Source organism: Salinispora sp. CH2A1_6 (genome assembly GCF_056820975.1).
On record NZ_JBXEDG010000003.1, the window covers coordinates 1 to 14,758 of the forward strand.

Sequence of the window (14,758 nt, forward strand, 5' to 3'; positions counted from 1 at the left end):
CGGAGTCGACCCCAGACGAGGTTCGCCGCGGACCACGGCCCGCGTCGGGTGGTGACGGTGGCGCCCCACGCCTCGGCCGGCATCGCCGCCACCGCCTCGGCGAACCGGTCCGCACTGCGGCGCAGGTCGTCCCGGTGTGCCGTGGGTGGGCGGACGGCGCCGGCCTCGATGTCCGCGGAGCGGGCGGCGGGGCTCGCGTACATCGGGATGGGGGCGCCGGTGCGGGCGGCGGTGAGCAGGTTGACGAACCCGTCGGCGTTGCGGGCGAGGTGGGCCAAGACGTGCCCCCGGGTCCAACCGGGCAGCAGGGACGCGGTGGCCAGGCTCGTCTCGTCGAGCTCAGCCGTGGTGCGCAGGAGACGGGCGGTCGCGTCGTCCACTTCGCCGGTCAGCCGTAGTGGATCGGAGGTCACCTCTCGACCCTAGCGGTCGGGCCGTCCGTTCGTCGCCGGGGAAATCGGTTTCGGGTGCGCGGCGGTGCGCCCTACGGTCGGCGGCAACGCGCGGCCGGGAGGTCGGAGGAGGTAGTGGATTTCATGACCATCGACCTGACGGCTCTGGGCTGGGACGCCGACTGGGCGTCCGACGCACGACGGCGCGCCGACTGTCAGCCGGGCCGGGTGGCTCGGGTGGAGCGGGGGGTGTGCACCGTCCTCGGCGCTGCCGGCCCGCTCCGCGCCACCCTCGGCGGGGCGGTGCTGGCCACGGCGGCCCGGGACCGGAGCTACCTGCCGTGCGTGGGGGACTGGGTGCTGCTCGCCACCTGGCCCGACCGGCACGTGACGGTCGAGGTGGTGCTGCCCCGGCGTACCGCGGTGGTGTCCCGGACCACCGGCAGGGCCGGCCAGGGGCAGGTGCTGGCGGCCAACCTGACCGTCGCGGCGGTGGTCGAGCCGATGCGTCCCGGGCCCGACCTCGGACGGATCGAGTGTCTGCTGGCGCTCGCGCGGGAGTCGGGAGCCCGGCCACTGCTGGTGCTGACCAAAGCTGACCTGGTCGCCGAGCCGGCTGCGGTGGTGCGGCAGGTCGCGGCGGCGGCGCCGGGGGTGCCGGTGCTGCCGGTCAGCGCGCAGCGAGGTGATGGGCTCGACCCGCTGCGCGCGGAGGTGGCGCCGGGTCGGACCCTCGGCCTGCTCGGCCCGTCCCGGGCGGGGCGGTCGAGTCTGGTGAACGCGCTGGCCGGCGCGGTGACGCTGCCGACGTCGGCGAGCCGGCGGGTGGACGGCGCGGGCCGACCCCACTCCGCTGGGCGGGCGCTGGTGGCGGTGCCGGGCGGTGGCGCGGTGGTGGAAACCCCGGGGGTACGGGCGGTGCCCGGCTGACCGATCTGAGCTGGGGGAATGCGCAGGCGAAGGGAAGTGTCACACCCCAGGGCTAGGCTTGCCGAGGCGCTCTTTGGTGCTTTGGGAACCAGGTAACAAAGGTAACCAAGTGAGTGACAAAGGTGACCAAGTGACCAGGGAACCACCACGCTCAACGGGCTAACCACCACGCCCGATGGGCGACACAACCGTACAGCGCGACCGCGTGGCCGTCATCCGGGTCAGACCTCCCGGGCCGGCCGTCGGGCGACAGCTGCCACCAATCCACACCCCGGGAGTACACGCACCGTGGTTGACCGACTCATCATCCGTGGCGCGCGCGAGCACAACTTGCGTGACGTCAGTCTCGATTTGCCGCGGGACGCACTCATCGTGTTCACCGGGCTGTCCGGTTCCGGCAAGTCGAGCCTGGCCTTCGACACGATCTTCGCCGAGGGGCAGCGGCGCTACGTCGAGTCGTTGTCGTCGTACGCGCGGCAGTTCCTGGGTCAGATGGACAAGCCGGATGTGGACTTCATCGAGGGGCTGAGCCCGGCCGTCTCCATCGACCAGAAATCGACCTCACGTAACCCCCGGTCGACAGTGGGCACGATCACCGAGGTCTACGACTATCTGCGCCTGCTCTTCGCCCGGATCGGCCAGCCGCACTGCCCGGTCTGCGGCGAGCGGATCTCCCGGCAGACCCCGCAGCAGATCGTTGACCGGGTCCTGGCGATGGCGGAGGGCACCCGGTTCATGGTGCTCGCGCCGGTCGTCCGGGGCCGTAAGGGCGAATATGTGGACCTCTTCGCCGAGCTGCAGGCGAAGGGATACGCCCGCGCCCGGGTGGACGGGGTGGTGCACCCGCTGAACGAGCCACCGAAGCTCAAGAAGCAGGAGAAACACACCATCGAGGTGGTCATCGACCGGCTCACCGTGAAGCCGTCCGCCAAGCAGCGGCTGACGGACTCGGTCGAGGCGGCGCTCGGGCTCTCCAGCGGTCTGGTGCTGCTGGACTTCGTCGACCTGCCCGAGGACGACCCGGAGCGGGAGCGCCGCTACTCGGAGCATCTGGCCTGCCCCAACGACCACCAGCTCGCGATCGAGGACCTGGAGCCCCGGGTCTTCTCCTTCAACGCCCCCTACGGCGCGTGCCCGGAGTGCACCGGCCTGGGCACGAAGAAGGAGGTCGACCCGGAGCTGGTGATCCCGGACCCGGAGCGCACCCTGCGGGAGGGGGCGATCCAGCCCTGGTCCGGCGGGCACACGCTGGAACACTTCCTGCGCCTGCTGGGGGCGCTGGGCGAGGCGGAGCACTTCGATCTGGACACGCCGTGGCGGGCGCTGCCGGCCCGGATCCAGAAGACGATCCTGCACGGCGCCGACGACCAGGTGCACGTGCGGTACCGCAACAAGTACGGCCGGGAACGCTCGTACTACACCGGCTTCGAGGGCGTGATGCAGTGGATCGAGCGCCGGCACTCGGATACCGAGTCGGAGTGGTCCCGGGAGAAGTACGAGGGCTACATGCGGGATGTGCCCTGTGCCGCCTGCGGCGGTGCCCGGCTCAAACCGGAGGTGTTGGCGGTCACCGTCGCCGGTCGGAGTATCGCCGAGGTGTGCGGGATGTCCGTCGGGGAGTGCGCCGAGCTGCTCGCCGGCGTCGAGTTGACTGATCGGCAGCGGCTGATCGCCGAGCGGGTTCTCAAAGAGATCAACGCTCGGCTGCGGTTCCTGCTCGACGTCGGGCTGGACTACCTATCCCTGGACCGCCCGGCTGGCACCCTCTCCGGGGGCGAGGCGCAGCGCATCCGGCTGGCCACCCAGATCGGTTCCGGCCTGGTCGGCGTCCTCTACGTGCTGGACGAGCCGTCGATCGGCCTGCACCAGCGCGACAACCACCGCCTGATCGAGACGCTGTTGCGCCTGCGCGGGCTCGGCAACACGTTGATCGTCGTCGAGCACGACGAGGACACCATCCGGACGGCGGACTGGATCGTCGACATCGGCCCGGGGGCGGGCGAGCACGGCGGCCAGATCGTGCACAGCGGGTCGGTCCCGGCGCTGTTGGCGAACCCGGAGTCGGTGACCGGGGCGTACCTGGCCGGCCGGAAGGAGATCCCGACGCCTAAGCGGCGCCGGCCGCAGACGCCGGGCCGGGAGCTGACGGTGCGGGGGGCCCGCGAGCACAACCTGCGGAACCTGACCGTGACGTTCCCGCTCGGTCAACTGATCGCCGTCACCGGGGTCAGCGGCTCCGGCAAGTCGACCCTGGTCAACGACATCCTGTACGCGGTGCTGGCCAACCAGATCAACGGGGCGCGGCTGGTGCCGGGGCGACACACCCGGGTCGCCGGCCTGGAACACGTGGACAAGGTCGTCGGGGTGGACCAGTCGCCGATCGGCCGCACCCCGCGGTCCAACCCGGCCACCTACACCGGTGTCTGGGACCACGTTCGCAAGCTGTTCGCCGAGACGGTCGAGGCCAAGGTTCGGGGCTACGGGCCGGGCCGGTTCTCGTTCAACGTCAAGGGGGGCCGGTGTGAGGCCTGCTCCGGCGACGGCACGATCAAGATCGAGATGAACTTCCTGCCCGACGTCTACGTGCCGTGTGAGGTCTGCAAGGGCGCTCGGTACAACCGGGAGACCCTGGAGGTGCGCTACAAGGGCAAGACCGTCTCGGACGTGCTGGAGATGCCGATCGAGGAGGCGGCGGAGTTCTTCTCCGCCATTCCGGCCATCCACCGGCACCTTCGGACGCTGGTGGACGTGGGGCTCGGCTACGTCCGGCTGGGCCAGCCCGCGCCGACCCTCTCCGGGGGCGAGGCGCAGCGGGTCAAGCTCGCCTCCGAGCTGCAGAAGCGCTCTACCGGGCGGACGGTCTACGTGCTCGACGAGCCCACCACCGGGCTGCACTTCGAGGACATCCGGAAGCTGCTGATGGTGCTGGAGGGGCTGGTCGACAAGGGCAACACCGTGATCACCATCGAGCACAACCTCGACGTGATCAAAACCGCTGACTGGATCATCGACATGGGGCCGGAGGGCGGCCATCGAGGCGGCACGGTCCTCGCGGCCGGCACCCCGGAGGAGGTCGCCGAGGTGCCCGAGAGTCACACCGGCCAGTTTGTGCGCCAGGTGCTCAAGCTGGACGGTGCGGCGAAGGGTGCGGCGCAGGCCACCTCCCGGGCGGCCAAGGCCAACGGGGCGAAGACCCGCGCGGCCGAGGCGAAGACCCGTGCCCCTCGCAGATCCGCCGTCAAGGCACGATGACTGGCCTGCGTCACCGGTCCGGGTCACCCGGGGCGACACGGACCGGTGAATGATCAGGGCGGCCAGGTGACCAGACCGGTGACCTTCGCCGGCCGGGTAGGGTCGCACGGGTGGCCCCGGGGCGCGGACCGGGTGAACCGACGGGGTGCGTTGGTGTCGGGAGACCGACCGGGGCACACCACCATGGCGGCGCGGTTCGTTGGCCGAGGAGATGCGACATGAGTGACGAGCAGACGGGGACCGGTGCGGAGATCGGCACTGGCGACGGCGTGCGGACCCGGCGGGCCGTGCTGGCCGGCGCGGGTGCCGTTGGCGCGGCGATGGCCCTGGCCGCCTGCGGCGACGACTCCACCGGCGAAGCCGAGGCCCGGCCCGGCCCGGCCCTGACCGAGAGCGGCGACCCGGGTGGCGGCGATCGGGAGGGAGCCCAGTCGCTGGCCCGGACCAGTGACATCCCGGTCGGCGGCGGTGTCGTCTACGCCGCGCAGGGGATTGTCATCACCCAGCCGTCAGCGGGGGAGTTCAAGGGCTTCGACCCGATCTGCCCGCACCAGAACTGTCCGGTGGGGAACGTCGACGGCGGCACGATCAACTGCACCTGTCACGGGAGCAAGTTTTCGATCGAGGACGGCGCGGTGCTGACCGGCCCGTCCACCAAGCCCCTCGCCCCGCGGGATGTCAAAGTCAACGGCGACCAGATCTCGCTCGCCTGACCGGCCGTGGTCGGCCTGGTCGGCCTCGGGCGGGCCGACCGCGTCGGCGGGCGCGGCCGGAGGTTGTCGGGGCCGGCGACTAGGCTCGGAACGTGGCTGATCCCTCGTCCTACCGTCCCGCGTCCGGCACGATCCCGGAGTCACCTGGGGTCTACCGGTTCCGCGACGGCACCGGGCGGGTCATCTATGTCGGCAAGGCGCGCAACCTGCGCAACCGGCTCAACTCCTACTTCGCCGACCCGGTCAATCTGCACCAGCGCACCCGGCAGATGGTCTTCACCGCCGAATCGGTGGACTGGATCTCCGTCGCCACCGAGGTCGAGGCGCTCCAGCAGGAGTTCACCGAGATCAAGCAGTACGATCCGCGGTTCAACGTCCGCTACCGGGACGACAAGTCCTACCCGTACCTGGCGGTCACCGTCGCCGAGGAGTTCCCCCGACTCCAGGTCATGCGGGGGTCGAAGCGCAAGGGTGTGCGCTACTTCGGGCCGTACTCGCACGCCTGGGCGATCCGCGAGACGCTCGACCTGCTGCTTCGGGTCTTTCCGGCGCGCACCTGCTCGTCGGGGGTGTTCAAGCGGGCCGGTCAGGTCGGCCGCCCCTGCCTGCTGGGCTATATCGACAAGTGCTCCGCGCCCTGCGTCGGCAGCGTCTCCGCCGAGGAGCACCGGGCGATCGTGGACGGCTTCTGCGACTTCATGGGCGGCCGGACCGATGTCATGGTCCGCCGGTTGGAACGGGAGATGGCCGACGCCAGCGCGGCGCTGGAGTTCGAGCGGGCCGCCCGGCTCCGCGACGACGTGGCCGCCCTGCGCCGGGCGATGGAGAAGCAGACCGTGGTCTTCGGCGACGGCACCGACGCCGATGTGGTCGCCTTCGCCGATGATCCGCTCGAGGCGGCCGTGCAGGTGTTTCACGTGCGGGACGGGCGCATCCGCGGCCAACGCGGCTGGGTGGTCGAGAAGACCGAGGAGCTGACCATCGGTGATCTCGTCCACCACTTCTGCACCCAGGTGTACGGCGGGGAGCAGGGTGAGGCCGATGTCCCCCGGGAACTGCTCGTGCCCGAGCTGCCCGCCGATGCCGAGGCGCTCGCCGACTGGCTCTCCGACCACCGCGGCAGCCGGGTGACGCTGCGGGTGCCGCAGCGCGGCGACAAGCGGGCCCTGCTGGAGACGGTCGCGCGTAACGCCACCGACGCCCTGGCCCGGCACAAGCTCAGGCGCGCCGGCGATCTGACCACCCGGAGCAAGGCCCTCGACGAGATCGCCGAGACGTTGGGCCTGCAGACGGCCCCGCTGCGCATCGAGTGTTACGACATCTCCCAGATCCAGGGCACCGACGTGGTGGCCAGCATGGTGGTCTTCGAGGACGGGTTGCCGCGCAAGAGCGAGTACCGGCGGTTCATCATCCGGGGCGCCACCGACGACCTCTCGGCGATGTCGGAGGTGCTGCGGCGGCGGTTCGCCCGCTACCTGGACGCCCGGGCCGAGACGGGGGAGGCCGGTGTCGAGTCGGCCGGTGACCCCGCCGCCCCGGCCGGGCTGGCGTCGACCGGGCTGGCGTCGACCGGGCCGGGCGCGGCCGACGAGCGGCGGGTCGGCACCCTGGTCGATCCGACGACCGGCCGGCCGCGCAGGTTCGCCTATCCACCGCAGCTGGTGGTGGTGGACGGGGGCGCGCCGCAGGTAGCGGCGGCGGCGCAGGCCCTCGCCGAGTTGGGCGTCGATGATGTGGCGCTGTGCGGGCTGGCGAAGCGGCTGGAGGAGGTGTGGTTGCCCGACGACGACTTCCCGGCCATCCTGCCGCGCACGTCGGAGGGCCTCTACCTGCTGCAACGAGTACGGGATGAGGCGCACCGGTTCGCCATCACGTTCCACCGGCAGCGGCGTTCCCGGCGGATGACCGAGTCGGCATTGGACCGGGTGCCCGGGCTGGGCGAGGTACGGCGCACGGCGCTGCTGCGCCACTTCGGTTCGCTGAAGCGGCTCTCCGCCGCCTCGGTGGAGGAGATTACCGAGGTCCCGGGGGTCGGCAAGCGGACCGCCGAGGCGATCCTCGCCGCGTTCGGCGGCTCGACGCAGTCAGATGAACCACGCACCTAGTACCTGTCAATCGGAGCGTTTCTGACAGAAGGGTCCGGCACGGGCATGTTGAAGGTGACATCGGCGGACGGCACGGCGATCGCGTACGAACGCTGCGGTGAGCACGGCGGGGATCCGCTGATCGTGGTCGGCGGCGCCACCTGCGACCGGGCGAAGACTCGAGAACTGGCCGAAGGACTCGGCGCCCACCTGCCGGTCGTCAACTACGACCGCCGTGGTCGCGGCGACAGCGGCGACGTCAGCCCGTACGCCGTCGAGCGGGAGGTCGAGGATCTCGCCGCCCTCGTGGACGACCTCGGTGCCGGCGTCATCCTGTACGGGCACTCGTCGGGTGCCGCACTGGTGCTGCACGCCGCGGCCGCCGGGGTGCCGGCCCGGGCGATCGTGCTCCACGAACCACCCTTCGGCGCGGACACCGACGAGGACCGCCAGGAGGCCCGCGACTACGCCGAGGCCCTGACCACGCTGCTGGCGGAGGATCGACGCGACGACGCGGTGGCGCTGTTCTTCCAGACCACCGGCGTGCCGGCGGAGGCGGTGGCCGAGCTGAGCCACGAGCCGTGGTGGGCCGACGTGGTGGCGCTCGCGCCGACGCTCGCCTACGACTCGGCGGTCATGGGTGACCGCAGCCGCGGCGGCATCCTGCCGGTGGAGGTCGCCGCCCGGGTCTCCGTGCCCGCGCTGGTGCTCAGCGGCGGCGAGAGCCCGGAGTGGATGATCGAGGTGGCCCGCGCCGCCGCCGCGGCGCTGCCGCGGGGCACGCACCGGGTGCTGCCCGGCGAGGGGCACGTACCGTCGCCGCAGACCCTCGCCCCGGTGCTGACGGACTTCATCGCCCGAGGCTGAACCGCCGATGACGCCAGCGCGGACCTGCGCACACCCGACTAACGTGGGTCACGTGGACGAGGTTGGGCTACGGGAGCTGCGGCAGAACGCCAGCGACTTGGTACGTCGGGCGCAAGCGGGTGAACGCGTGACGATTACCGTTGCCGGTCGGCCAGCAGCTGTGCTCGGCCCGGTCGGTCCCCGCGCCTGGCGCGGATGGGACGACATTGCCAGCGTGTTCCACCAGCCCATGGACCCTGGGTGGGCAGCGGATCGGCTGCCCACTGTTGATTAAGCAGGGTGTGCGTCGTCAGCGAGTACGGCCAGCACCTGCTCGCCGTACTTCGCCAGCTTCGCCTCGCCGACGCCACTGACCTGGGACAGGTCGGCCAGGGCGGCCGGTGCGTCGGTGGCGATCTGCCGCAGCGTGGCATCGTGAAAGATCACGTATGCCGGCACGCCCTGCTCCTTGGCGGTGGTGGCCCGCCAGGCGCGTAGCCGCGCGAAGGCCTCGGCGGCGGCCGGCGCCAGCTCGGCGACCACGGTGGCCGCGCCGCGCGGCTTCGCCGGCCGGGCCTTCCGGGCCGGCTCGCGGCGGAGCATGACGGTGCGACGCCGGCCCAGCACCTCCGCGCTGGTGTCGGTGAGGGCCAGGGTGCCGTAGTCTCCCTCGACCGCCAGCAGCCCCTCGGCGAGCAGCTGCCGGACCACCCCCCGCCACTCCGCCTCGCTCAGCTCGGTGCCGATCCCGAAGACCGTCAGGGAGTCGTGCCGGTGCTGTTGGACCTTGTCGGTGGCGCGGCCGAGCAGGATGTCGACGCAGTGCCCGGCGCCGAAGCGTTGGTGGCGTTCCCGGTCGAGCCGGTAGACCGTGGAGAGCAGCTTCTGTGCGGCGACCGTGCCGTCCCACGACTCGGGCGGCTGCAGGCAGGTGTCGCAGTTGCCGCAGGCGGCGGCGGTCTCGCCAAAGTAGTCCAGGAGCTGCACCCGCCGGCAGCGGACCGTCTCGCAGAGCGCGAGCATCGCCTCCAGATGGGCGGCGAGGTTGCGCCGGTGCGCCAGGTCCCCCTCCGAGGTGTCGATCAGCCGGCGCTGTTGCACCACATCGGTCAGGCCGTAGGCGAGCCAGGCCGTCGCCGGCAGGCCGTCCCGTCCGGCGCGGCCGGTCTCCTGGTAGTAGCCCTCCACCGACTTCGGTAGATCAAGGTGGGCGACGAACCGTACGTCCGGCTTGTCGATGCCCATCCCGAACGCGATCGTCGCGACCATGACCAGGCCGTCCTCGCGCAGGAAACGCTGCTGGTGCCGGGCGCGGGTGACCGCGTCCAGGCCGGCGTGGTAGGGCAACGCGGCAATACCGTTGTCGACGAGGAACTCCGCGGTCTTCTCCACGCTGGCCCGGGAGAGGCAGTAGATGATGCCGGCGTCCCCCGGGTGCTCGTCCCGGAGCAGGGCCAGCAGCTGCCGCTTCGGCTCCCGCTTCGCCGCGATGCGGTACTGGATGTTGGGCCGGTCGAAGCTGGCGACGAAGTGTCGGGCCGAGGTGAGCTGAAGCCGGGTGGCGATCTCGGCGCGGGTGGCGCTGGTCGCGGTGGCGGTCAACGCCACCCGGGGCACCCCGGGCCAGCGTTCGTGCAGCATCGACAGGGCCAGGTAGTCCGGGCGGAAGTCGTGCCCCCACTGCGACACGCAGTGCGCCTCGTCGATCGCGAAGAGGCTGATCCGCCCCTGGTCGAGCAGGTGCTGCACGCCCCGGGTGCCGAGGGCCTCCGGGGCGAGGTAGAGCAGATCCAACTCCCCGGCGACGAAGGCCCGCTCGACGGCGCGGCGGGCGTCGAGGTCCAGCGTCGAGTTGAGGAAGCCGGCCCGGACCCCGACCGCGGTCAGCGCGTCGACCTGGTCCTGCATCAGCGCGATCAACGGTGACACGACCACCGCGACCCCGTCCCGCAGCAGCGCCGGGATCTGGTAGCAGAGCGACTTGCCGCCGCCGGTGGGCATCAGCACCAGGGCGTCCCCGCCGGCCGCCAGGTGCTCGATGACCTCCTGCTGGAAGCCCCGGAAGGCGTCGTAGCCGAAGACGCGCCGCAGTGTTTCCAGCGCGGCGGGCTGCTGGTCGGTGGGGGAGGGCATGGGGCGCAGTCTACGAGTGGCCCCTGACGCGACGGCCCACGCCCGGGGCCGTGCGTAGCGGGCGGAGAAGTCTGGTGGCCGGTGGTGGGTGAGCTGTCCCGGTGTCGGGAATGTGACGCGGAAGATCTGTGTGGCTCGGCGGGTTAGAGTCGCTGTTCGAACCCGTGGCCCGATTCCGGTCGCGGTGCCACACGTTGGGGGTATCAGGTGATCGAGGGGCAGACGAGCGTGCCGGATGGGCCCGACCCGTCGGGCACCGACACCACGCTCGTGGTGGTGACCGGGGTCTCCGGCGGTGGGCGCAGTACCGTCGCCCGTGCCCTGGAGAACGTCGGCTACTACGTGGTGGACAACCTGCCCCAGGCGCTGATGCTGGACATGGCCGAGCTGGCGATGAAGGCCGGTGGCGCCGCCCGGCGTACGGCGATGGTGCTGGACGTGCGCTCCCGGGCGTTCTCCACCGACCTGGCCGGTGCGATCCGGGAGCTCAAGGAGCGGGGCTTCGGCCCGAGGGTGGTCTTTGTTGACGCCGACGACGAGGTGTTGATCCGGCGCTTTGAGAGCGTCCGGCGTTCGCACCCGCTGCAGGGGGACGGGCGGCTCGCCGACGGCATCGCGGTCGAGCGCGGGCTGCTGGAGGGGGCCCGCGACCAGGCCGACGTGTTCGTCGACACCAGCCACCTCAACGTCAACCAGCTGCGGCGGCGGATCGAGGAGCTCTTCGGCGCCGAGGACGCCCGTCAGCTGCGGGTGACCGTGGTCTCGTTCGGTTTCAAGTACGGCGTGCCGCCGGATGCTGACTTCGTCTGCGACGCGCGGTTCCTGCCGAACCCGTACTGGGTGCCGGAGTTGCGCGAGCACACCGGGCAGGTGGAGGCGGTCAGTTCGTACGTGTTGGGCCAGGCCGGCGCCGAGGACTTCGTGGCGACCTACGCCGACCTGCTCAACGCCACCACCGCCGGGTTCGAGCGGGAGGGCAAGCGGTATCTGACCGCCGCCGTCGGTTGCACCGGTGGCAAGCACCGCAGCGTCGCCATCGCCGAGGAGTTGGCGGCGCGGCTGCGCCGGACGGGCCTCGCCGCCAACGCCCAGCACCGGGACCTGGGGCGCGAGTGACGGCTATCCGGGTGGTCGCCTTCGGTGGCGGGCACGGACTCTCCGCTTCGCTGCGGGCACTGCGGCGTTGTGCCCCCGAGCTCGACCTTGACCTGACCGCCGTGGTGACCGTCGGCGACGACGGTGGGTCCAGTGGCCGGCTGCGCGCGGAGCGGGGCGGACTGCCGCCGGGGGACCTGCGCCAGGCGCTCGTCGCGCTGGCCGGAGACCACCCCGCCACCAAGCGCAGCGCCGGGCTCTTCCAGCACCGGTTCGCCGCGGTCTCGACCTCGACGATGGACGACCGGGCGGCGGCGGGCGGGCTGACCGGGCACGCTATCGGCAATCTCGTGCTCTGCGGGCTGATGGAGCTGCTCGGCGACCCGGTGGCGGCGCTGGAGCACGCCGGCGCGATGTTGGGCACGGTCGGGCGGGTACTGCCGATGTCCTGCGAGCCGGTCGGGATCGAGGCGCGGGTTCGGGGCGTCGACCCGGACCGGCCGGCGGAGGTCGGCATCGTCAGCGGCCAGCATCAGGTGGCCGTCACCACCGGTCGGGTCGAGTCGCTGCGGCTGAGCCCGGTGGCACCGGCGGCCTGTCCGGAGGCACTGGCCGCCATCGGCACGGCCGACTGGCTTCTCTTCGGCCCGGGCAGTTGGTATACCAGCGTGCTGCCGCACCTGTTGGTGCCGGAGCTGGCCGCGGCCATCGTCGCGAGCCCCGCCCGCCGGCTGGTCACCCTGAACCTGGCCGCCGAGAGGGAGACGTTCGGGCTCTCCGTCGCTGATCACCTGGCCGAGCTGCGGTGGTACCTGCCGACGTTGCGGGTCGACTGCGTGCTCGGAGACGCCAAGGCGGTGGGTGACCCAGTACCGGTCGAACGTGCGGCAGAATCGCTGGGTGCTCGTCTGATCCTCGCCCCGGTCGCGGTTGACGACGGCACGCCCTGTCATGATTCGGCTGCTCTCGCCGCTGCTTTGGTGCCGGTCCTGGGCGCCGCTCGTTAGACACGTACGTAATCTCCGGCGACACGCCGGAACCGGTCCGTGAGAGGACGCACAATGGCGATGACGGCGGCGGTCAAGGACGAGCTGAGCCGGGTTGACGTGCCCAAGCCCTGCTGCCGGCGGGCGGAGATGGCGGCGCTGCTGCGCTTCGCCGGCGGGTTGCACATCGTCTCCGGTCGGGTGGTCGTGGAGGCCGAGCTGGACACCGGGGCGGTGGCCCGACGGCTGCGGCGTGAGATCGCCGAGGTCTACGGTTATCCCAGCGAGATCCACGTCCTCGCCTCCGGTGGGCTGCGTAAGGGCAGCCACTTCATCGTGCGGGTGGTCAAGGACGGCGAGTTTCTCGCCCGGCAGACCGGCCTGCTCGATGTCCGCGGTCGGCCGGTGCGGGGCCTGCCACCGCACGTGGTGGCCGCCAACGTCTGCTGCGCGGTCTCGGCGTGGCGTGGCGCGTTCATGGCACACGGTTCGTTGACCGAGCCGGGCCGCTCCAGTGCGATGGAGATCACCTGCCCCGGCCCGGAGTCGGCACTCGCCCTGGTCGGCGCGGCCCGCCGGATCGGCATCGCCGCGAAGAACCGCGAGGTGCGCGGGGTGGACCGGGTGGTGGTCAAGGACGGCGACGCCATCGCCGCCCTGCTCACCCGGATCGGTGCCCACTCCAGCGTGCTCGCCTGGGAGGAACGTCGGGTACGGCGCGAGGTGCGGGCCACCGCGAACCGGTTGGCGAACTTCGACGACGCGAACCTGCGTCGGTCGGCGCGCGCGGCGGTCGCCGCCGCCGCTCGGGTCACCCGGGCCCTGGAGATCCTCGCCGAGGACGCGCCGAACCACCTGACCTCGGCCGGGCGGCTGCGGCTCGAGCACCGCCAGGCATCGCTGGAGGAGCTGGGCGCGCTCGCCGAGCCGCCGTTGACCAAGGATGCGATCGCCGGACGGATCCGGCGGCTGCTCGCGCTCGCCGACAAGCGAGCCCGCGATCTCGGCATTCCGGATACCGAAGCGGCAGTCACGCCGGACATGCTCGTGGTCTGATAGGACGGTGGCGGCTTACGGGGCGGCAGGATCGCCACCCGCCGCAGCGTGAACCCCCGTGCTCGGATAGGGTCGCTGCGTACGGCAAGGGAGCCGGCACTCGGCACTCCTCGCCGTGCGCACCGCCTCGGGCGGTCGGTCCCTCGGACCGCGGCGGGGCGGCCGAGATGAACCGTCAAACGGCCGGTTCCACCGGCTGGCGCAGACTAGTCGCCGGCCCGTGGGTCATCACGCCGGCGGACTAGAACGCGAGGAGATGGGACCTGTGACCATCCGGGTTGGCATCAACGGCTTCGGCCGGATCGGCCGTAACTTCTTCCGGGCAGTGCTGGCGTCCGGCGCTGACATCGAGGTCGTGGCGGTCAACGACCTGACCGACAACGCGACGCTCGCCCACCTTGTCAAGTACGACAGCATCCTCGGTCGTCTGCCGCACGAGGTGAAGGCCGGCGCGGACGAGATCACCGTGGGTGGCAAGACCATCAAGGTGTTCGCCGAGAAGGACCCGGCGAAGCTGCCCTGGGGTGAGGCGGGCGTGGACGTGGTCATCGAGTCCACCGGTCTCTTCACCGACGCCACCAAGGCGAAGGCGCACGTTGACGGCGGCGCCAAGAAGGTGATTATCTCCGCGCCGGCGAAGAACGAAGACGTCACCGTGGTGATGGGCGTCAACCACGCGGAGTACGACCCGGCCAAGCACACCGTCATCTCCAACGCCTCCTGCACCACCAACTGCCTGGCGCCGATGGCGAAGGTCCTGCAGGACACGTTCGGCATCGAGCAGGGTCTGATGACCACCATCCACGCCTACACCCAGGACCAGAACCTCCAGGACGCTCCGCACAAGGACCTGCGTCGCGCCCGTGCCGCCGCGCTGAACATCGTGCCGACCTCCACCGGTGCGGCGAAGGCGATCGGCCTGGTGCTGCCGGAGCTCAAGGGTCGGCTGGACGGCTACGCGCTGCGGGTGCCGATCCCGACCGGGTCCGCCACCGACCTGACCGTCACCGTCGGCCGGGAGACCACGGCGGACGAGGTCAACGCCGCGATGAAGGCGGCCGCCAACGGCCCGCTCAACGGCATCCTGTCCTACAACGAGGACCCGATCGTCTCGGCCGACATCGTCACCGACCCGGCGTCCTGCATCTTCGACGCCCCGCTGACCAAGGTGATCGGCAACCAGGTCAAGATCGTCGGTTGGTACGACAACGAGTGGGGCTACTCGAACCGCCTGGTGGACCTCGTGAAGCTGGTTGGTCAGTCGCTGTGAG

At 71.4% G+C, this 14,758-nt stretch carries 12 protein-coding genes; 10 read left to right on the top strand and 2 right to left on the bottom strand.

The window, feature by feature from the left end; all coding sequences use genetic code 11:
- A partial coding sequence (locus AC1UKG_RS04870) for a maleylpyruvate isomerase N-terminal domain-containing protein (RefSeq protein WP_482643187.1) occupies positions 1 to 413 on the bottom strand: 413 nt, incomplete at its 3' end.
- 114 nt (positions 414 to 527) lie between these two features.
- Here AC1UKG_RS04870 and rsgA point away from each other — a divergent pair.
- The 6 genes from rsgA to AC1UKG_RS04900 all read left to right on the top strand — a co-directional run bounded on the left by rsgA (position 528) and on the right by AC1UKG_RS04900 (position 8,512).
- Complete coding sequence (gene rsgA, locus AC1UKG_RS04875; protein ID WP_482642706.1) at positions 528 to 1,322, top strand: GTPase RsgA; 795 nt, start codon at positions 528 to 530, stop codon at positions 1,320 to 1,322.
- A 288-nt stretch (positions 1,323 to 1,610) separates the two neighbouring features.
- Positions 1,611 to 4,574 carry an excinuclease ABC subunit UvrA gene (gene uvrA / locus AC1UKG_RS04880; RefSeq protein WP_482642707.1) on the top strand — a complete coding sequence of 988 codons (2,964 nt, stop codon included), beginning with the start codon at positions 1,611 to 1,613 and terminating at the stop codon, positions 4,572 to 4,574.
- A 218-nt stretch (positions 4,575 to 4,792) separates the two neighbouring features.
- The gene (locus AC1UKG_RS04885; RefSeq protein WP_482642708.1) at positions 4,793 to 5,287 is read left to right on the top strand and encodes a Rieske (2Fe-2S) protein; all 495 of its coding nucleotides are present in this window, start codon (positions 4,793 to 4,795) and stop codon (positions 5,285 to 5,287) included.
- 92 nt (positions 5,288 to 5,379) lie between these two features.
- Positions 5,380 to 7,392: an excinuclease ABC subunit UvrC gene (gene uvrC / locus AC1UKG_RS04890; RefSeq protein ID WP_482642709.1), complete on the top strand. Its 2,013-nt coding sequence runs from the start codon at positions 5,380 to 5,382 to the stop codon at positions 7,390 to 7,392.
- Between the two features lie 45 nt (positions 7,393 to 7,437).
- The gene (locus tag AC1UKG_RS04895) at positions 7,438 to 8,238 is read left to right on the top strand and encodes an alpha/beta fold hydrolase (RefSeq protein ID WP_482642710.1); all 801 of its coding nucleotides are present in this window, start codon (positions 7,438 to 7,440) and stop codon (positions 8,236 to 8,238) included.
- 7 nt (positions 8,239 to 8,245) lie between these two features.
- Positions 8,246 to 8,512, top strand: a complete 267-nt coding sequence (locus tag AC1UKG_RS04900; RefSeq protein WP_482642711.1) for a type II toxin-antitoxin system Phd/YefM family antitoxin — start codon at positions 8,246 to 8,248, stop codon at positions 8,510 to 8,512.
- On the opposite strand, the gene recQ is transcribed toward AC1UKG_RS04900, so the two are convergent.
- The gene (recQ, locus tag AC1UKG_RS04905) at positions 8,509 to 10,350 is read right to left on the bottom strand and encodes a DNA helicase RecQ (RefSeq protein ID WP_482642712.1); all 1,842 of its coding nucleotides are present in this window, start codon (positions 10,348 to 10,350) and stop codon (positions 8,509 to 8,511) included. The two genes, AC1UKG_RS04900 and recQ, sit on opposite strands and share 4 nt — an antisense overlap.
- A gap of 207 nt (positions 10,351 to 10,557) precedes the next feature.
- Here recQ and rapZ point away from each other — a divergent pair, with 207 nt between their 5' ends.
- The 4 genes from rapZ (at position 10,558) to gap (ending at position 14,757) form a co-directional block, all read left to right on the top strand.
- A complete protein-coding gene (rapZ, locus tag AC1UKG_RS04910) occupies positions 10,558 to 11,466 on the top strand; it encodes an RNase adapter RapZ (RefSeq protein WP_018744242.1) in 909 nt (302 codons plus the stop codon).
- Entirely contained in the window at positions 11,463 to 12,452 is a 990-nt protein-coding gene (locus tag AC1UKG_RS04915; protein WP_018815283.1) for a uridine diphosphate-N-acetylglucosamine-binding protein YvcK, read from the top strand. The genes rapZ and AC1UKG_RS04915 overlap by 4 nt, the downstream gene beginning before the upstream one ends.
- 54 nt (positions 12,453 to 12,506) lie before the next feature.
- Positions 12,507 to 13,487, top strand: a complete 981-nt coding sequence (gene whiA / locus AC1UKG_RS04920; RefSeq protein WP_018731644.1) for a DNA-binding protein WhiA — start codon at positions 12,507 to 12,509, stop codon at positions 13,485 to 13,487.
- Between the two features lie 265 nt (positions 13,488 to 13,752).
- Complete coding sequence (gap, locus tag AC1UKG_RS04925) at positions 13,753 to 14,757, top strand: type I glyceraldehyde-3-phosphate dehydrogenase (RefSeq protein ID WP_018744245.1); 1,005 nt, start codon at positions 13,753 to 13,755, stop codon at positions 14,755 to 14,757.
- The last annotated feature ends 1 nt before the right edge of the window (position 14,758 follow it).

What these genes read in the sequence shown, in the direction of transcription:
- AC1UKG_RS04885 (WP_482642708.1), top strand. Translation starts at nt 4,793, where the DNA reads ATGAGTGACGAGCAGACGGGGACCGGTGCGGAGATCGGCACTGGCGAC.
- AC1UKG_RS04895 (WP_482642710.1), top strand. Translation starts at nt 7,438, where the DNA reads ATGTTGAAGGTGACATCGGCGGACGGCACGGCGATCGCGTACGAACGC.
- AC1UKG_RS04900 (WP_482642711.1), top strand. Translation starts at nt 8,246, where the DNA reads ATGACGCCAGCGCGGACCTGCGCACACCCGACTAACGTGGGTCACGTG.
- recQ (WP_482642712.1), bottom strand. Translation starts at nt 10,350, where the DNA reads ATGCCCTCCCCCACCGACCAGCAGCCCGCCGCGCTGGAAACACTGCGG.
- whiA (WP_018731644.1), top strand. Translation starts at nt 12,507, where the DNA reads ATGGCGATGACGGCGGCGGTCAAGGACGAGCTGAGCCGGGTTGACGTG.